10 protein-coding genes are annotated in these 19089 nt (G+C 64.7%); 3 read left to right on the forward strand and 7 right to left on the reverse strand.

What is annotated here, in order from left to right; translation table 11 throughout:
- Positions 1-320: 320 nt before the first annotated feature.
- The 6 genes from aceK to AC1PLU_RS20440 all read right to left on the reverse strand — a co-directional run bounded on the left by aceK (position 321) and on the right by AC1PLU_RS20440 (position 8411).
- Positions 321-2060, reverse strand: a complete 1740-nt coding sequence (gene aceK / locus AC1PLU_RS20415) for a bifunctional isocitrate dehydrogenase kinase/phosphatase (RefSeq protein ID WP_481107102.1) — start codon at positions 2058-2060, stop codon at positions 321-323.
- A 344-nt stretch (positions 2061-2404) separates the two neighbouring features.
- Positions 2405-4636, reverse strand: a complete 2232-nt coding sequence (locus AC1PLU_RS20420; protein WP_481107103.1) for an NADP-dependent isocitrate dehydrogenase — start codon at positions 4634-4636, stop codon at positions 2405-2407.
- Between the two features lie 421 nt (positions 4637-5057).
- Positions 5058-5612, reverse strand: coding sequence for a hypothetical protein (locus AC1PLU_RS20425; protein ID WP_168959667.1), 555 nt, complete (start codon positions 5610-5612; stop codon positions 5058-5060).
- 90 nt (positions 5613-5702) lie between these two features.
- The gene (locus AC1PLU_RS20430) at positions 5703-5996 is read right to left on the reverse strand and encodes a LysM peptidoglycan-binding domain-containing protein (RefSeq protein WP_104549983.1); all 294 of its coding nucleotides are present in this window, start codon (positions 5994-5996) and stop codon (positions 5703-5705) included.
- 103 nt (positions 5997-6099) lie between these two features.
- Positions 6100-6915, reverse strand: coding sequence for an NADPH-dependent 7-cyano-7-deazaguanine reductase QueF (queF, locus tag AC1PLU_RS20435; protein ID WP_023905002.1), 816 nt, complete (start codon positions 6913-6915; stop codon positions 6100-6102).
- A gap of 179 nt (positions 6916-7094) precedes the next feature.
- Complete coding sequence (locus tag AC1PLU_RS20440) at positions 7095-8411, reverse strand: M20 family metallopeptidase (protein WP_481107104.1); 1317 nt, start codon at positions 8409-8411, stop codon at positions 7095-7097.
- Positions 8412-8667: 256 nt separating this feature from the next.
- On the opposite strand from AC1PLU_RS20440, the gene AC1PLU_RS20445 reads away from it, so the two are divergent.
- The 3 genes from AC1PLU_RS20445 to AC1PLU_RS20455 all read left to right on the forward strand — a co-directional run bounded on the left by AC1PLU_RS20445 (position 8668) and on the right by AC1PLU_RS20455 (position 16525).
- Positions 8668-9912: an efflux RND transporter periplasmic adaptor subunit gene (locus tag AC1PLU_RS20445; RefSeq protein ID WP_481107105.1), complete on the forward strand. Its 1245-nt coding sequence runs from the start codon at positions 8668-8670 to the stop codon at positions 9910-9912.
- A gap of 93 nt (positions 9913-10005) precedes the next feature.
- On the forward strand, positions 10006-13254 hold the full coding sequence (locus AC1PLU_RS20450) for an efflux RND transporter permease subunit (protein WP_115039554.1): 3249 nt from the start codon (positions 10006-10008) through the stop codon (positions 13252-13254).
- A gap of 130 nt (positions 13255-13384) precedes the next feature.
- Positions 13385-16525 carry an efflux RND transporter permease subunit gene (locus tag AC1PLU_RS20455; protein WP_481107106.1) on the forward strand — a complete coding sequence of 1047 codons (3141 nt, stop codon included), beginning with the start codon at positions 13385-13387 and terminating at the stop codon, positions 16523-16525.
- A gap of 887 nt (positions 16526-17412) precedes the next feature.
- On the opposite strand, the gene hglS is transcribed toward AC1PLU_RS20455, so the two are convergent.
- Positions 17413-18780, reverse strand: a complete 1368-nt coding sequence (hglS, locus tag AC1PLU_RS20460; RefSeq protein ID WP_481107107.1) for a 2-oxoadipate dioxygenase/decarboxylase HglS — start codon at positions 18778-18780, stop codon at positions 17413-17415.
- Between the last annotated feature and the right edge of the window lie 309 nt (positions 18781-19089).

Consider the following 19089-nt stretch of genomic DNA (forward strand, 5'->3'; position numbering starts at 1 on the left):
CACAGGCAACAACAGCCGCACGAACGTACAGGCATGCACGTCGTCCGGCCGCGCCAGACGACGGATTGGTCTAATGCAGAAAGCGTGGTGAGAGGCATCCGACTGCCTCGAAGTGAACATCCACTGTCGTGCCGATATAGCACAGCCAATCTGAGGTGCAAACAAGTTTCGGAGCAACGGTCAGCACACTGCAACAGGCCCAAGCGTGTTGCAGCGCACTGTTTGCGATTTTGCACAAACCCGCAGAGATCACTGATAAGCGTCTCGGCTAGTCGGGTTCGTTACGTCGCATCGCCACGCATCGGCGATGCAATCGACGCTCAGGCCAGACGGCGCGAGTCCGCGTAGGGCGGCGTATCCGGGTAATCGTCTTCGCGCAGTCGCGCTTGCAGATCGCGCCACCATTGCGGCTCGAACAGTTCCGGATGCGTGTGCTTGACCGCTTCCAGCTGCGACGCCGGCAAGCCCATAAACAGCGCAAAACGCTCGGGAAACACATCGCGCGGGCCGACATGAAACCAGGGCTCGGCGGACATTTGTTCTTCGTAACTGGTGGGCATGGGCCAATCGCGGAACGTGCATTCGGTGATCAGGCACAGCTCGTCGTAGTCGTAGAACACCGCACGCTGATGCCGGGTGATGCCGAAGTTTTTCAGCAGCATGTCGCCGGGAAAGATGTTGTTGCGCGCCATGTCCTTGATCGCCTGCCCGTAGTCCAGCGCTGCGGCATGCGCGGCCTCGGGCAGTTGTTCGCGCAGGTACAGATTGAGCGGGCGCAGCCGGCGCTGCACGTAGCACAGCGCGATCAACACATCGGCGCCATCTTCGCTCAGGCTCATCGCGCAGCTGGTCTGCAGTTCTTCCAGCAACGCCGGTGAAAAACGCGCCTTGGGAAAGCGCAGAAAGCGGTACGGCTGCGCGTCGAGCAGGCGGCCGATGCGGTCGAGCTGGAACACTAGTTCGTATTTGCCTTCCACCTGCGCGCGACTCATGGTTTTTGGATACGCAAAGCGGTCGCGGATCAGCTTGAACACCAGCGGATAACTGGGCAGCGTAAACACCACCATGACCATGCCGGGCGTGCCATCGGCATGCACCAACTGCTCGGCAGGATGCGCCTGAAAATGGCTGAAAAACGTGCGATAGCGTTCGGTCTTGCCCTGCTTGGCACGCCCCAGCATCGTGTACAACTCATCGATGGGCTTGTGCGTCAGCAGGCTGCGCAGAAACACCACCGCATCACCGACGGTGGCTAGATCGGCCTGGAAATAACTGCGCGAGTTACTGAACAATTGCGCGACATCACTGCGCCGGGTCAGCACCGCTTCGGCACGCAGGCCGGCGCCATCGTTGACCAGTGCGATCACGCAGGGAGAAAAGCGATGTTCGCCGAACACGCGCCCGATCAGATAGGCGCGACGTTCGCGGTAGAACACGGTCTCCAGCAGTTCCACACTGCGCACAGGATGCTCGCCCCAATGCGCAAGATCGTCCTGCAGCCGCACTGCAATTGCCGCCGCGCAACGGGTGCGGTGCAGGTACGGTACATCGAAGGCATAATCGCCCAGCACGCGCACCAGCATGTCGGTCAGCCGGCCGGGCGAGACCGCGTAGGTATGCCGCGCAACCGGCAGCGTGATCGCATCGGTCGGCTCGATATCCAGCGCGATGAATTCGATCTCCGCATCCACACCATGGGTGCCGAAGTAACGCCGGGTCAGGGTGTTGTAAAAGGTCTTGTACAGCTCCTGATCGATCAACCCGGTCAGCAGCGCGGCGTAATGCTCGCGTGCGCGCATCCACAGCGCGCGATCGTGCGCCTGCCCCAGCAACACCGCACGCAGCCGCAGCATGCATTCGCTGATGTATTGATCGTAGAGCGCAATACGCGCCACCGCATCCTCGCGCGCGCCGTTCCAGTCACGTGTCTCGAAGCGCTGCTTAGCGCGTGCGGTAATCTGCGCAAAGCGCGCGTGGTAATCCTCGAAGGCTTCATACACGGCGCGGCCGATCGCCAGCGCGCGACGCTCGGACTGCGGCGGTAACGGAACAGGGCTCATGGTGGCAGTGTACTCAGCACTTGCGACGGCGCGCAGCCAGTGCGGGCGATCGAGCACGTAATAAGCGGGCAAACACCTGCATCACGCGTCAACCTGCCGCAGCACGCGGTGCACGCGCCGGCCCTGCTGATCCTGGCAAGGCAGCGCACGTTGCCAATAACTCTCGCCAGCCAAGGCCACACCGGGCAACACCCAGCCGCGGGCAATCCACTGCAAAGCGGCGGCAAGGCCGGATGCATGACGGTTGCGCTGTCTCCATTGCGCTGAAACGACAAGGCCCGCCTCTGAACGAGGCGGGCCCTGGATGTCGCACTTGCGAGCGCACCGAGACGCGGTGCGCTGGATCAGGCCTTCAGCGTCGCCAAGACGTCGTTGAAGGTCTTGCTCGGGCGCATCGCTTCGCTGACCTTGGCCAGATCGGGGTGGTAGTAGCCGCCGATATCCACCGGCTTGCCCTGCGCGCCGTTGAGCTCGGCCACGATGGTGGCTTCGTTCTCGGTCAAGGCCTTGGCAAGCGGCGCGAACTTGGCTTGCAGCGCGGTGTCTTCGGTCTGTGCGGCCAGGGCCTGCGCCCAGTACATCGCCAGATAGAAGTGGCTGCCGCGGTTGTCCAGTTCACCGACCTTGCGTGCCGGCGACTTGTTGTTGTCCAGGAACTGGCCGTTGGCCACGTCCAGCGCCTTGGCCAGCACCGTGGCCGACGGGTTGTCGTAGCGGTTGCCCAGATGCTCCAGCGAGGCGGCCAGGGCCAGGAACTCGCCCAGCGAATCCCAGCGCAGGCTGTTCTGTTCGACGAACTGCTGCACATGCTTGGGCGCCGAGCCACCGGCGCCGGTTTCGAACAGGCCGCCACCGGCCATCAACGGCACGATCGAGAGCATCTTGGCGCTGGTGCCCAGCTCCAGGATCGGGAACAGGTCGGTGAGGTAATCGCGCAGCACGTTGCCGGTGACCGAGATGGTGTCCTGGCCCTTGCGGATGCGCTCCAGCGAGAAGGTGGTCGCTTCCACCGGCGGCAGGATGCGGATATCCAGCCCGCTGGTGTCGTGATCCTTCAGATAGGTTTCGACCTTGGCGATCACCTGCGCGTCGTGCGCGCGCGCCTTGTCCAGCCAGAACACTGCCGGGGTATCGCTCAGACGTGCGCGCTCGACCGCCAGCTTCACCCAGTCCTGGATCGGTGCGTCCTTGACCTGGCACATGCGCCACAAATCGCCGGCTTCCACCGCGTGTTCGAACACGGTGGTGCCGGTGTCGTCGGTGACCTTGACGGTGCCGGCGGTGGGAAGCTGGAAGGTCTTGTCATGCGAGCCGTATTCCTCGGCTTTCTGCGCCATCAGGCCGACGTTGGGCACCGAGCCCATGGTGGACGGATCGAACGCGCCGTGCGCTTTGCAATTGTCGATCACCGCCTGGTAGACATGGGCGTAGCAGCGATCCGGGATCACCGCCTTGGTGTCCTGCAGCTTGCCTTCGGCGTTCCACATCTGACCCGAATCGCGAATCATCGCCGGCATCGATGCATCGACGATCACATCACTGGGCACATGCAGGTTGGTGATGCCCTTGTCGGAATTGACCATCGCCAGGGCCGGACGCTGCGCGTATTCGGCCTGGATATCGGCCTTGATCTGCGCCTGCTGCGCTTCCGGCAGCGTGGCGATGCGTGCGTACAGATCGCCGATGCCGTTGTTGGGATCGAAGCCGACCGATGCAAGCGCATCGGCATGCTTGCTCAGCGTGTCCTTGTAAAACTCGCCGACCACCACACCGAACAGCACCGGGTCGGAGACCTTCATCATGGTGGCTTTCAGATGCACCGAGAACAGCACATCCTTCGCCTTGGCATCGGCGATCTGGGCATCGATGAAGCTGGCCAGTGCGCGCTTGCTCAACACGGCGGCATCGACGATTTCGCCAGTCTTGACCGCCACTTTTTCCTTCAGCACGCTGCTGCTGCCATCATTGCCGACGAATTCGATCTTCAGCGTGCCCGCCGCTGCCAGCGTGGTGGACTGCTCACTGCCGAAGAAGTCGCCATCGTCCATGTGCGAGACATGCGACCTGGAGTCGCTGCTCCACTTGCCCATGCGGTGCGGATGCTTGCGTGCGTAATTCTTCACCGACAGCGGTGCGCGGCGATCGGAGTTGCCTTCGCGCAGCACCGGGTTGACCGCGCTGCCCTTGACCTTGTCGTAGCGCGCCTTGATGTCTTTTTCGGCGTCGTCCTTGGGCGTGTCCGGATACGCCGGCAGCGCATAACCCTGGCCCTGCAGTTCGGCGATCGCGGCCTTGAGCTGCGGCACCGAGGCGCTGATGTTGGGCAGCTTGATGATGTTGGCTTCCGGCGTGGTGGCCAGCGCGCCCAGCTCACCGAGGTCGTCGGCGATCTTCTGCGCGTCGGTCAGGTGCTCGGGGAACAGCGACAGAATGCGGCCGGCCAGCGAGATATCGCGGGTTTCGACCACGATGCCGGCGGTATCGGTGTAGGCAGCGATGATCGGCAGCAGCGACTGCGTGGCCAGATACGGTGCTTCGTCGGTGAGCGTGTAGAGGATCTTCGGTGTCTTCGACATGAGGTGCGATGGCTCTTGTGGTCGGGAGGAGCGCCGGTGTCCATGGCAATGGCGTTGGCGTGCGCGACGGGGGTCGCTGGTGGCACGCCGATCGGCCAGCGCGTGGAACGCGGCGATGGATCAGCACGGCATTGTCGCGTCTGAGCCGCGCCCGGGTAAAGCGACCACAGGCGGATGCTCCATCCCGTGACCCGGCCAATCGACATGGATGCAGCTGTAACGAATGTGTCGCGTCACAACGTGGCGCAGCAAAAAGGGCGCGATCGTGTGATCGCGCCCTGATGGCTTACCGCTAAATGGCTTGCTGGAAGAACAGCGACGAAGTGCTCGCCCTGTTGGCGAAATGTTGGCGGGCCAGCGTGTTACCGCCCTGCTCCGCCAACATGCGCGTCTACATGCAGCATGCTTCCTAGCGCTTGTCTTATTTGACCGTAATGGTCTGCGGATTACCCGCCGGCTTGCCATCCACCATCACCTGCGCGGTGTAGGTGCCAGCCGGCCAGCCATCGGGCTTGCTGAAGCTGAGGTTGGTGGTTTCTGCGCCGGTGGTGGTCAAGGTGGCGTTCTGCTCACCAGCGACCTGGCCGTCCTGGTAGGTGAGCTTGGCCGAAACCGCCACGTTGCTCGCGCTGCCATCGGTTTTCACCGAGACGATGATGGTGTCTTTGCTGCCGATATTGGCCGACGGGGTCACCGTCTTGTCTGCGGCAGCAGTGGTGCCGACCGCGACGCTGGACACCGTCACTGCCGCACCGGTTGCGGCGGCACTGTCGGTACTGGCAGCACCGGTAGCAGTGCTCTGACCAGCCTGATCGCTCGCAGGCGGCGTGCCCGCCGGGCCGGGCATTGCTTCAGTGGCGGCACCGGAGGTGGGATCCTTCGACACACTGGCATCTTCTTCTTTCTTACAACCTGATAGTGCGAGCACGCCGACAAGCGCAATGGCGAGCGTGCTTGAAACGGATTTGGTGCGCATGGATGAATCTCCGGCTAAACGAATGGGGTTTCTTGAGGAAAGCATTGAGTGGAACAGATCACCAAGCCAGCGACTGGCTAAATCAGGCGTTTATGCCTTTGGTGGTAAGTGCAACACCTGTCCCGGAAAAATCTTGTCCGGATCCTTGAGCGTCTCGCGATTGGCCTCGAAAATGCGCGGCCACAGATTGCCGTCGCCATAATGGCGTTTGGCAATACTGGAAAGGCTGTCGCCTGCCTGCACGGTCACCGTTTCTTCGACGATCTGCGCCGTGCTTTGCACGCTGCTGCGGACGTTGGAAAAATCCGGCGCTGGCGTGACATCGGCGGTACTGTCGACCGAGGAGGTTACGTTGGAAAAATCTGCTTTCTTGTCGACACTCATTGCTGCCATCCTTCGTGCATCACGATGACTGCAGCGTGCGCGGAGCGCCGTTAAGTGTGGATCGCGCTGCCGTGAAGCTGGCGCGATCCTCCAACACGGCCGGCTACTGGCGCAGATCGCGGAAAATCGACAGCGGTGTCGGTACGCTGGGCGAACTGCGCAATGGGTTGATGTCCAGTCCGCCACGACGGGTATAACGTGCCTCCACCACCAACCACTCGGGCGCGCAGCGGATCAGCACGTCATGGAAGATGCGCTCCACGCATTGCTCATGAAACTCGGCGTGGTCGCGGAAACTCACCAGATAGCGCAACAGACCTTCGCGGTCGATCGGCGCGCCGCGATAGCGCAGCGTGACGCTGGCCCAATCCGGTTGACCGGTAACCGGGCAATTGGATTTGAGCAAGGCCGAGGTCAGCACTTCTTCCACGATTGGTTGTGCGTGCGCTGAGAGATACGCGGCATTGGGCGGGCCGTAGTCGTCGATGCTGACATCCAGCGCATCGATCGATTCGCCCTCGCCCACCGCATCGATCGGCGGCAGACCGAATTCCACCGCCACATCGGCACCGGCGCGCGTAGATAGGTCGGAGGCGATGCGCGTGCGCACCGCTTCGGCACTGTTGAAGCGGGTGGCGTTGAGCGAATTGAGATACAGCTTGAGCGACTTGGATTCGATCAACGACGGCGAATCGCTGGGCACATGCAAGGTTGCAGTGGCCACGCAGGGTTTGCCCTGTGCATCAAGCCAGCCGAGTTCGTAGGCATGCCAGCGATCACGGCCGATAAAGGGCAGCGCACCGGTCAGGCCGATCGCCTCGCGCCCGGCCGCGCGCGGAATCGGAAACAACAGCGACGGATCGTAGCCGCTGGGGTAAGCGACCTCACGACCGAGGGAGGAATCTTCTGGGGTATTCATATCGCCATTTTAGGGCGAGCGGGCTGGCCGTGAGGTGTATGGCGGCCACGGACTAGCGCGATTGGCGGACAGGAACATCGGAGCGCGCATGGCAGGCCCAGATCCACCACTCCGCTGGCGGGATGAGGGAATCGTGCAGTTGCACACGAATCCCTAATCCCCAATCACAAATCCCGGTTTCAGCCAGCCTCGCCCTGATGCAGATAATCCAGCGACACCTGCAACAGCGCGCGCAAACCCACATCCAGCGAGGATTCGTCGAGCAGGAACTGCGGAGAATGGTTGCTGGGCGCGGTCGCCGGGTCGATTCCCTTGGCGGTGGAGCCGACGAAGAAGAACATCGACGGTACCTGCTGCGCGTAGAACGAGAAGTCTTCCGCGCCCATCTGCAGCGGCGGCTCGTAGACGTTGTCGGCGCCCACCACAGCCTGCAGGCTGGGCAGCATTTTGGCAGTCAGGGCCGGGTCGTTGATCGTGGCCGGGTTGCCGGGCTGGTCCGGCACCTGTGCCTCGACGGTGGCACCGTGGGCGGCGGCTGTGTGCTCGGCCACGGTCTTGAGGTCGGCGAAGATCTGCTGGCGCATGGCTTCGTCGAAGGTGCGGATGGTGCCGACCATTTCCACGTCGTCAGGGATGATGTTGTAGCGGATGCCGCCCTTGATCGCGCCGAAGCTCAGCACCGCCGGCTGCTTGGACAGGTTGGCGCGGCGGCTGATCACGGTCTGCGCGGCGCCGATCATGTCGGCGCTGGCCACGATCGGGTCGATGCCGTTCCATGGCGCCGAGCCATGCGTCTGGCGGCCGATCATCTTGATCGCGAACCGATCCGAGGCGGCCATCACCGGGCCGCTACGCACCGCGATCTTGCCGGCCTGCACACTGGAGAACACATGCAGGCCGAACACCGCCTGCGGCTTGAAGTCGGCAAACAGGCCTTCCTTGAGCATCAGCGAGGCGCCGCCCTCTTCGTTGCCGGGTGCGCCCTCTTCGGAGGGCTGGAAGATCAGCATCACTTCGCCGGGCAACTGGTCGCGCATGCCGACCAGCGCTTCGGCCACGCCGAGCAGGATCGCGGTGTGCGCGTCGTGGCCGCAGGCGTGCATCACCCCGACCTGCTCGCCGCGGTACTCGGCAGTGGCTTTGGAAGCGAACGGCAGCCCGGTCTGCTCTTTCACCGGTAGGGCGTCCATATCCGCACGCAAGGCGATCTTGGGACCTGGCTTGCCGCCCTTGATGATGGCCACCACGCCGTGATGGGCGATGCCGGTGCGCGGCTTGAGGCCGAGCTTGCGCAGCTGCGCAGCCACCGTGGCGGCGGTGCGCTCCTCGCGGTTGGACAGTTCGGGGTGCTGATGGAAGTCGCGACGCCACTGCACCAGCTTGGTCTGCAACGGCGCGGCGGCGGCCTGCACTTCGGGCCGGGGCGCGGCCTGGGCGGCGGCGAGCGTGGGCAGGGCGAGCAATAGCGCGCTGGTCAGCAGGCGGGAGTGGCGCATCGAGAATCCTCTAAAGATGGTTGCTTAATGTAGTGCACCCGCGCAGCTGGCGGGCTGCGGTGGTGCCCGATTCAGCCCGCCGGTCAACCGTGGCGACCGTGGTGCGTTGCCGCTGTACTGCATCTGTGAACGTCGTGGCCGTTTCGCTTGGCGAGCCGTTACTTCAGTAACGCTCAATTGCTTGGGCGCAACGATATGCTTCGCACAGCTGCCCCACGGTCGCATCAGCGCCCGGCCCGCCCTCAGGAGTTGTCGCATGTCGCGTTTTTGGAAGATCACACTGCTGGTCGTAGCGGTGCTTGTCGTGGTGTTCGTTGCAATGCGCATGTTCGGCGGGGGCAATCACGGCAAGCGCGCAGGCGCGCCGGACGGCAGCGGCACCGAAGACCACGGCCCGGTGCCGGTCACGGTGGTGGCCGCCACCACCCAGGACGTGCCGGTCTATGCCAGCGCGTTGGGCACGGTCACCGCGCTCAACACGGTCACGGTCAGCCCGCAGGTCGGCGGCCAGCTGATGAGCCTGAATTTCCAGGAGGGCCAGGAAGTGAAGAAGGGCCAGCTGCTGGCGCAGATCGATCCACGCAGCCTGCAGGCCAGCTATGACCAGTCGCTGGCGGCCAAGCGCCAGAACCAGGCGCTGCTGGCCACCGCACGGGTCAACTACCAGCGCTCCAACGATCCGGCCTACAAGCAGTACGTCTCGCGCACCGATCTGGATACCCAGCGCAACCAGGTGGCGCAGTACGAGGCGGCGGTGTCGGCCAACGATGCGCAGATGCGCGCGGCCCAGGTGCAATTGCAGTTCACCCGCATCCTGGCGCCGATCGACGGCATTGCCGGCATCCGCGGTGTGGACGTGGGCAATATCGTCAGCAGCACCTCCACCATCGTCACCCTGACCCAGATCCGCCCGATCTACGTGTCCTTCAACCTGCCCGAGCGCGAGCTGCAGGCGGTGCGCAGCGGTCAGGCGGCCGCCGCGCTGGGCGTGGCGGCGCTGGATCGCGGCGATGCGCACATCATCAGCGGCGACGGCAAGCTGGACGTCATCGACAACCGCATCGCCGCCGACAGCGGCACCTTCGGCGCACGCGCGATCTTCGACAACGCCGACAACGCGTTGTGGCCGGGCCAGTTCGTCAACGTGCGCCTGCAGTTGCGCACCATCTCCGGCGGCACCGTGGTGCCGACCCAGGCGGTGCAGCGCGGCCCGGACGGCGATTACGTGTATGTAGTGGGCAGCGACAACACCGCGCAGATGCGCACCGTGGTGCAGGGCGTGGAGGTGGACGACAGCCACGTGCAGATCACCAAGGGGCTCAAGCAGGGCGAGCGGGTGGTGACCGAAGGCCAGTTCCGCTTGAAGCCGGGCAGCAAGGTCAGCGCGCTCAAGCCGGGCGAAACCCCACCCGAGCCGACCGAGGCCGAGCTCAAGGCCGTGCAGGACAAGCAGGAACGCGGCGGCGCCGGCGGCCGACGCGGCGGCGGCGGCCCGCGCTAACTCGCGACCACCGGCGACGGGAGTTCCGTCGCCGGTGCGCGTCGGCGCATTGCGCGCCGGCACCGATTGACGTCTTCAGCAAGGATTCCCCCCGTGGGCTTTTCGACCATCTTCATCCGCCGTCCCATCGCCACCTCGTTGTTGATGGCGGGCATCCTGCTGCTGGGCATCCTGGGCTACCGGCAACTGCCGGTCTCCGCACTGCCGGAAATCGATGCCCCCAGCCTGGTCGTCTCCACCCAGTACCCCGGCGCCAACGCGACCACCATGGCCTCGCTGGTCACCACACCGCTGGAGCGCCAGCTCGGGCAGATCTCCGGGCTGCAGATGATGACCTCCGATTCGTCGGCAGGCCTGTCCACGATCATTTTGCAGTTCTCGATGGACCGCGACATCGACATCGCCGCGCAGGACGTGCAGGCGGCGATCCGCCAGGCCACCCTGCCCTCGTCGCTGCCGTACCAGCCGGTCTACAACCGGGTCAATCCGGCCGACGCGGCCATCCTCACGCTCAAGCTCACCTCCGACTCGCTGCCGCTGCGCGAGGTCAACCGCTACGCCGACGCGATCCTGGCCCAGCGCCTGTCGCAGGTGCCGGGCGTGGGCCTGGTCTCGATCGCCGGCAACGTGCGGCCAGCGGTGCGCATCCAGGTCAACCCGGCGCAGCTGTCGAACATGGGCCTGACCATGGAGTCGCTGCGCAGTGCGCTGACCCAGACCAATGTCAGCGCGCCCAAGGGCTCGCTCAACGGCAAGACCCAGTCCTACAGCATCGGCACCAACGACCAACTCACCGATGCGGCGCAGTACCGCGAAACCATCATCAGCTACAGCAATGGCCGCCCGGTGCGGCTGGCCGATGTGGCCAACGTGGTCGACGGGGTGGAAAACGATCAGCTCGCCGCCTGGGCCGATGGCAAGCCGGCGGTGCTGCTGGAAATCCGCCGCCAGCCCGGTGCCAACATCGTGCAGACGGTGGAGCAGATCCGCAGCATCCTGCCGCAGCTGCAGTCGGTATTGCCGGCCGATGTGCACCTGGAAGTGTTCGCCGACCGCACCGAAACCATCCGCGCCTCCGTGCATGAAGTGAAGTTCACCCTGGTGCTGACCATCTTCCTGGTGGTGGCGGTGATCTTCGTGTTCCTGCGCCGGCTGTGGGCCACCATCATTCCCTCGGTGGCGGTGCCGCTGTCGCTGGCCGGCACCTTCGGGGTGATGGCGTTTGCGGGCATGTCGCTGGACAACCTGTCGCTGATGGCGCTGGTGGTGGCGACCGGTTTCGTGGTCGACGATGCGATCGTGATGATCGAAAACATCGTGCGCTACATCGAACAAGGCAAAAGCGGGCCGGAAGCGGCCGAAATCGGCGCCAAGCAGATCGGCTTCACCGTGTTGTCGCTGACCGTGTCGCTGGTGGCGGTGTTCCTGCCGCTGCTGCTGATGCCGGGCGTCACCGGGCGCCTGTTCCATGAGTTTGCGTGGGTGCTGTCGATTGCGGTGACGATCTCGATGCTGGTCTCGCTGACGCTGACGCCGATGATGTGCGCCTACCTGCTCAAGCCAGATGCCTTGCCCGAGGGCGAAGATGCGCACGAGCGTGCCGCCGCCGCCGGCAAGACCAACTTGTGGACGCGCACGGTGGGCACCTACGAGCGCAGCCTGGACTGGGTCCTGGCGCATCAGCCGCTGACTTTGGCGGTGGCGATCGGCGCGGTGGCGCTGACCGTGGTGCTGTACATCGCGATCCCCAAGGGCCTGCTGCCGGAGCAGGACACCGGCCTGATCACCGGCGTGGTGCAGGCCGATCAGAACGTGGCCTTCCCGCAGATGCAGCAGCGCACCCAGGCGGTGGCCGCGGCGCTGCAGAAAGACCCGGCAGTGACCGGTGTGGCGGCTTTCATCGGCGCCGGCTCGATGAATCCCACCATCAACCAGGGCCAGCTCTCGATCGTGCTGAAGACGCGCGGCGACCGCGACAGCCTGGACGAGGTGCTGCCGCGCCTGCAGAAAGCGGTGTCCGGCATTCCGGGCGTGGCGCTGTTCCTCAAGCCGGTGCAGGACGTCACCCTCGACACCCGCGTGGCCGCAACCGAATACCAGTACTCGATGTCGGATGTGGACAGCGCCGAGCTGGCCACCTGGGCCGCACGCATGACCGAGGCGATGCGCAAGCTGCCCGAGCTGGCCGACGTGGACAACAACCTGGCCAACCAGGGGCGCGCGCTGGAACTGACCATCGACCGCGACAAGGCCAGCATGCTCGGCGTGCCGATGCAGACCATCGACGACACGCTGTACGACGCCTTCGGCCAGCGCCAGATCTCCACCATCTTCACCGAGCTCAATCAGTACCGCGTGGTGCTGGAAGTGGCGCCGGAATTCCGCAGCAGCACCGCGTTGATGAATCAGCTAGCGGTGGCCAGCAACGGCAGCGGCGCGTTGACCGGCACCAATGCGACCAGCTTCGGCCAGGTGAGTTCGTCCAACTCGTCCACCGCCACCGGTGTGGGCGCGCAGAACACCGGCATCGTGGTCGGCGCCGGCAGCATCATTCCGCTGGCTGCACTGGCCGAGGCCAAGGTCACCAACACGCCGTTGGTGGTGAGCCACCAGCAACAGCTGCCGGCGGTCACGGTCTCGTTCAATCTGGCGCCGGGCCACTCGCTGTCGCAGGCGGTGGAAGCGATCGAACAGGCGCGCGAAGACCTCAAGATCCCGACCCAGGTACATGCCGAGTTCGTCGGCAAGGCGGCCGAATTCACCGGCAGCCAGACCGATATCGTGTGGCTGCTGCTGGCCTCGATCGTGGTGATCTACATCGTGCTGGGCGTGCTCTACGAGAGCTACATCCACCCGCTGACGATCATCTCCACGCTGCCGCCGGCCGGTGTTGGCGCGCTGCTGGCGTTGATGATGTGCGGGCTGAGCCTGTCGGTGGACGGCATCGTCGGCATCGTGCTGCTGATCGGCATCGTCAAGAAGAACGCGATCATGATGATCGACTTCGCCATCGACGCGCGCCGCGAAGGCGCCAATGCGCATGAAGCGATCCGGCGCGCCTGCCTGCTGCGTTTCCGCCCGATCATGATGACCACCGCTGCCGCGATGCTGGGCGCATTGCCGTTGGCCCTGGGCACCGGCATCGGCTCGGAGCTGCGGCGTCCGCTGGGCATCGCCATCGTCGGCGGCCTGCTGTTGTCGCAATTGGTGACGCTGTACACCACGCCGGTGATCTATCTCTACATGGAACGCGCCGGCGAGCGCGTGCGCGATTGGCGTGCACGGCGTGCCGCACGCCGCGACGGCGCGAACCCGGCCTCCACCTCGGAGCGCCCGGCATGACGAGCGGTGGAGCGATTGCTGATCGGGTTACCGGCCTGCGGCGGCGCATGCCCGCACGCGCATTCGGGCGTGGCTTTGGCCCTGCTTGCCGAATCCCGAATCCCGAATCCCGAATCCCGGCGCCACAGGCATGAACATCTCCGCCCCCTTCATCAAGCGCCCGATCGGCACCTCGTTGCTGGCGATCGGTTTGTTCGTGATCGGATTGATGTGCTACCTGCGGCTGGGCGTGGCGGCATTGCCGAACATCCAGATTCCGGTGATCTTCGTGCACGCCACGCAGTCCGGCGCCGATGCCAGCACCATGGCGTCCACCGTCACTGCGCCGCTGGAACGGCATCTGGGCCAGCTGCCCGGCATCGACCGCATGCGCTCCTCCAGTTCGGAGAGCAGCAGCCTGGTGGTCCTGGTATTTCAGAGCAATCGCAACATCGATTCGGCAGCGCAGGACGTGCAGACGGCGATCAACTCGTCGCAATCGGATCTGCCTTCCGGGCTTGGCACGCCGATCTATTCGAAAGCCAATCCGAACGACGACCCGGTCATCGCCATCGCGTTGACCTCCGACACCCAATCGGCCGATGAGCTCTACAACGTTGCCGACTCGCTGCTGGCGCAACGGCTGCGCCAGATCACCGGCATCAGTTCGGTGGATATTGCCGGCGCCTCCACACCGGCGGTACGCGTGGATGTGGATCTGCGCGCGCTCAACGCGCTGGGCCTGACCCCGGACGATCTGCGCAACGCCGTGCGCGCGGCCAACGTCACCTCGCCGACCGGATTCCTGTCCGACGGCAACACCACCATGGCGATCGTCGCCAACGATTCGGTCGCCAAGGCCGCCGATTTCGCGCAGCTGGCGATCTCCACCCAGTCCAACGGGCGCATCGTGCGGCTGGGCGATGTGGCCACCGTCTACGACGGCCAGCAGGATGCCTATCAGGCGGCCTGGTTCGACGGCAAACCGGCGGTGGTGATGTATGCCTTCACCCGCGCCGGCGCCAACATCGTCGAAACCGTGGACCAGGTGAAGGCGCAGATTCCCGGGCTGCGCGCCTACCTGCAGCCCGGCACCAAACTCACGCCTTATTTCGACCGCACACCCACCATTCGCGCCTCGCTGCACGAGGTGCAGGCCACGCTGATGATCAGCCTGGTGATGGTGATCCTGACCATGGCGCTGTTCCTGCGCCGCCTGGCACCGACCTTGATTGCCGCAGTCACCGTGCCGCTGTCGTTGGCCGGCTCGGCGCTGGTGATGTACATGCTGGGCTTCACCTTGAACAACCTCAGCCTGCTGGCGCTGGTGATCGCGATTGGCTTTGTGGTCGACGATGCGATCGTGGTGATCGAAAACATCATGCGCCATCTCGACGAAGGCATGCCGCGCCTGGATGCCGCACTGGCCGGTGCGCGCGAGATCGGTTTCACCATCGTCTCGATCACGGCATCGCTGGTGGCGGTGTTCATTCCGATGCTGTTTGCCAGCGGCATGGTCGGCGCGTTCTTCCGCGAATTTACCGTGACCCTGGTGGCGGCGATCGTGGTGTCGATGCTGGTGTCGCTGACCTTGACACCGGCCTTGTGCAGCCGCTTTCTGTCGGCGCATACCGAGCCGGAAAAGCCCGGCCGTTTCGGTGCCTGGCTGGACCGCATGCACGAGCGCATGCTGGCGATGTACACGGTGGTGCTGGATTTCTCGTTACGCCACGCGCTGCTGCTGTCGCTGACGCCCTTGCTGTTGATTGCTGCCACCATTTTTCTCGGCAGCGCAGTCAAAAAGGGCTCGTTCCCCGCGCAGGACACCGGTCTGATCTGGGGCCGCGCCAATTCCAGCGCCACGGTCTCGTTCGCCGACATGGTCAGCCGCCAGCGCCGCATCACCGACATGCTGATGGCCGACCCGGCGGTGAAGACCGTCGGCGCGCGGCTGGGCTCCGGCCGCCAGGGCTCCAGCGCCTCGTTCAATATCGAACTGAAAAAACGCAATGAAGGCCGTCGCGATACCACCGCGCAGGTGGTCGCACGGCTCAGCGCCAAAGCCGACCGTTACCCGGATCTGGATCTGCGCCTGCGCGCGATCCAGGACTTGCCCAGCGACGGTGGTGGGGGCACCAGCCAGGGCGCGCAATACCGCGTGTCACTGCAGGGCAACGACCTGGCGCAGCTGCAGGAATGGTTGCCCAAGCTGCAGGCCGCGTTGAAGAAGAATCCGCGCCTGCGCGATGTCGGCACCGACGTGGACACCTCGGGCTTGCGCCAGAACATCGTGATCGACCGCGCCAAGGCCGCGCGTCTGGGCATCTCGGTCGGTGCGATCGATGGCGCGCTGTATGGCGCGTTCGGCCAGCGCTCCATTTCCACCATCTATTCGGATCTCAACCAGTACAGCGTGGTGGTCAATGCGCTTCCTTCGCAGACCGCTACGCCCAAGGCGTTGGATCAGGTGTTCGTGCCCAACCGTGCCGGCCTGATGGTGCCGATTACGTCGGTCGCCACGCAGGTGCCGGGCCTGGCGCCGCCGCAGATCATCCACGAAAACCAGTACACCACGATGGATCTGAGCTACAACCTCGCACCGGGCGTGAGCACCGGCGAGGCGGATCTGATCATCAAGTCCACCGTGGACGGGCTGCGCATGCCCGACGGCATTCGCCTCAGCGGCGACGACAGTTTCAACGTGCAGCTCAGCCCCAATTCGATGGGCGTGCTGCTGCTGGCTGCGGTGCTCACGGTCTACATCGTGCTGGGCATGCTGTACGAGAGCCTGATCCATCCGGTGACCATCCTGTCCACGTTGCCGGCCGCCGGCGTGGGCGCGCTACTGGCACTGTTCCTCACCAACACCGAGTTGTCGGTGATCTCGATGATCGCGCTGGTGCTGCTGATCGGCATCGTCAAAAAGAACGCGATCATGATGATCGACTTCGCGTTGGTGGCGCAGCGCGTGCACGGCATGGATGCGCGCGCGGCCGCACGCGAGGCCTCGATCGTGCGCTTCCGGCCGATCATGATGACCACCATGGTGGCGATCCTGGCCGCAGTGCCGCTGGCGGTGGGCCTGGGCGAAGGCTCGGAACTGCGCCGCCCGCTCGGTATCGCGATGATCGGTGGGCTGATCTTCTCGCAGAGCCTGACCCTGCTCAGCACCCCGGCGCTGTACGTGATCTTCTCCTGCCTGAGCGAACGCTGGAAGGCGCGTCGCGCACGTGCGCGCGCACGCCGTGCAGAACGCGCGGCAGCACGGCGCCCGGCAGCCTCGGCGCACTGAGGCTGGGCTGACAAAAACCGAAGAGAAGTGATTGAACGGTGTGGATGCGTTGCGGTTGTGGAGCGGCTGATCTGCGGCTTGGCTGCAAGGCCCTTGCCCGCCCACCATCGCAGGACACGCTGCAAGTACGGCCTTGTAAGCTCTTACGCGGCATCCATGCCGCGTAAGGTCCCGCGACGGTGAGCGGGCAAGGACCAGTCGAGAGTGTCGGTGTGCAGGGTTTTAAACAAAGCTACCTATCCACTCTCTGGTGCGGTGTCCTCGCCGATTGCGGGACCGTGTGGCGGCATGGATGCCGCCACCGAGCCTCCAGGGATGGATTCACGGCGTGTCCCGCGAGCGGTGAGGGCATCGCGGCCTCGACCCGCTAGGCTTCGGAACATTCAAGCAATGCTGAAGCTCAAGATCCCGGTCGCCTTGAGAGGTAATCGAACGGTGTGGAGATGCCGTCGGGTGCAGAGCGGCTGATTTGCGGGTTGGCTGCAGGGCCCTTGCCCGCCTACCATCGCGGGACACGCCGCAAGTACGTCCGTGTAGGCGCTTACGCGGCATCCATGCCGCGTAAGGTCCCGCGACGGTAGGCGGGCAAGGGCCAGTGGAGATGGTCGGTGTGCGTGGTTGCGCGCAGTGCACGCCGTGCGGGAGTTCGATTAGGTGCAGTCTGATCAGCTTAGTTCTATCCGATCGATGTCACTTCCATCCAACACCAACTCATTCGTCAAACCAGGGGCGTGTGGCCAATACGCTGCCACTATCGAGACAGCGTTGAGAACTTTATCAGTCGCCCTTCGTAGTGCGTGCAGTTGGGCGATATCGCATGCAGCACCTGGAACTGCGGGATACCGCTACCGCACACACCCACCTGATACTGTCGCCTGGTTGCTGCCTTACACCACCAACGCCTGCAGCGACTCCCGCTCCAGCTGTGCGTACAGCGCAAATTCGTCGTGCACCTGCGCGCCCAATGCCTGCTCGAAACTGCGCTTGCTCGAATGTGCGGCGTAGGCGCGTTGTTCGGCGCCGCCGAGATTCGACCGGAAGATACCCGCCGCACTCACCGGCAAAAAATCTTCATAGATGATCGGATCGGCGCTGACCAGGCCAAGCGCGATCGCAGTTTCTGCTGGCATCGCGGCCACCTGTGCGGGATCGGCGCGGCCTGCCTCGGTGAACGCATAACGGAAATAGCCCAGGCCTTCCTGACGCAGCAGCGCTTCGTCATCGGGAAACGCCACAAACGCGGTCTGCAGGCGCGTGGCGTAATCGGCGCCGGTGCTGCCGGCGCCATCGCTGTCGCGTGCCTGCGCCAGCAACGCGTCGTACAGCGCGCGACCCTTGGGCGTGAGCGCAAGCCCGCGCTGCTCGATCTCGCCAAAGCGCGCGGTGTGCGTGCCATGTTCGGCCAGCCCGCTGTCGCCGACAAAGCGCACCGGCTCTTCCAGGGCCTTGAAGCTGGTCTGCCGCAGCAGGATCGGAATGCGCCGCTGCGGCGGGCCTTCGATCACCGCCTTGGCATCGATGCCGGCGCGCTGCATCTGCGCCTGCGCCGCATCGATATCCAGCGTACGCGGGGTGAGATGGTTGATGTGCGGGCCGTGGAAGCTCACCACGTCGGCAATCAACTTGTGCGCCTCGCTCAGCGCGCGGTAGGTCGGCAGCGACACCGTGGCATCGCCATGCCAGCGGAAGGTTTCCAGCGCTTGCGCCACGAATTCCTGCGCCTGCGCCGCCTCCAACCCGCCGTGACGCTCGTGCTGTTCGATCAAGTCCAGCGCGCCGGCGGTGAAGATCTGCCGCTGCTGCAGGATCTGCTCGGCCTGCGCACGCAGCGCGGCATCTTCGATCAACTCCAGCCGCAGCAACGAGGTGAACACGCGGAACGGATTGGCCGACAGCGCCGCATCGTCGATCGGGCGGAACGCGGTGGAATGCACCGGCACCCCGGCCACCGACAGGTCGTAATAGCCCACCGGATGCATGCCCATCACCGCAAACAGCCGGCGCAAGGTGGCCAGTTCCTGCGCCGTGCCGACCCGGATCGCACCGTGTCGTTCCAGATCCAGCCGCGCGCGCTCGTCGTTGCGCTGCAGGCGCGCGGCCAGCGCGGGATCGGCGCTCAGGGTGTCGGCGTTGACCTGCGCCACCAGCATCATCAGCTCGCCGTACAACGGCACCTCGGCGCGATACATGTCCGACATCGCCTGGGCGAACAGGCTGCGGATCTGATCGGGAGAGACAAACACGGTATCGCGCATGGGCTGGTCTTGGCTGAGCCGGCCAACGCCAGCGTTACCGCATTCTCGCCGACCGTGCCCTGCGGCGACCAGCTGCATGGCAGCATGCGGGCGAGCGCGTTGGCGTGCAGACAGTCGCGCGACATGGAGACTGCGGACGCCTTGCCGCGCCAGAGCCGATGATGCCTTTAGGATCAGAGGCGGTGGTCGTTAGCGATGCGGCGCCGGCGCTGCGTGGTGCCGGCTCGGCTGGCCGGCTAAGGCAAGCCGCGCGACGCACGCTCCATGCCGCTAAACCCCGTGCCGCTCAAGGCCAACCCATTCGGGAAG

Source organism: Xanthomonas sp. NCPPB 2933, from assembly GCF_056725225.1.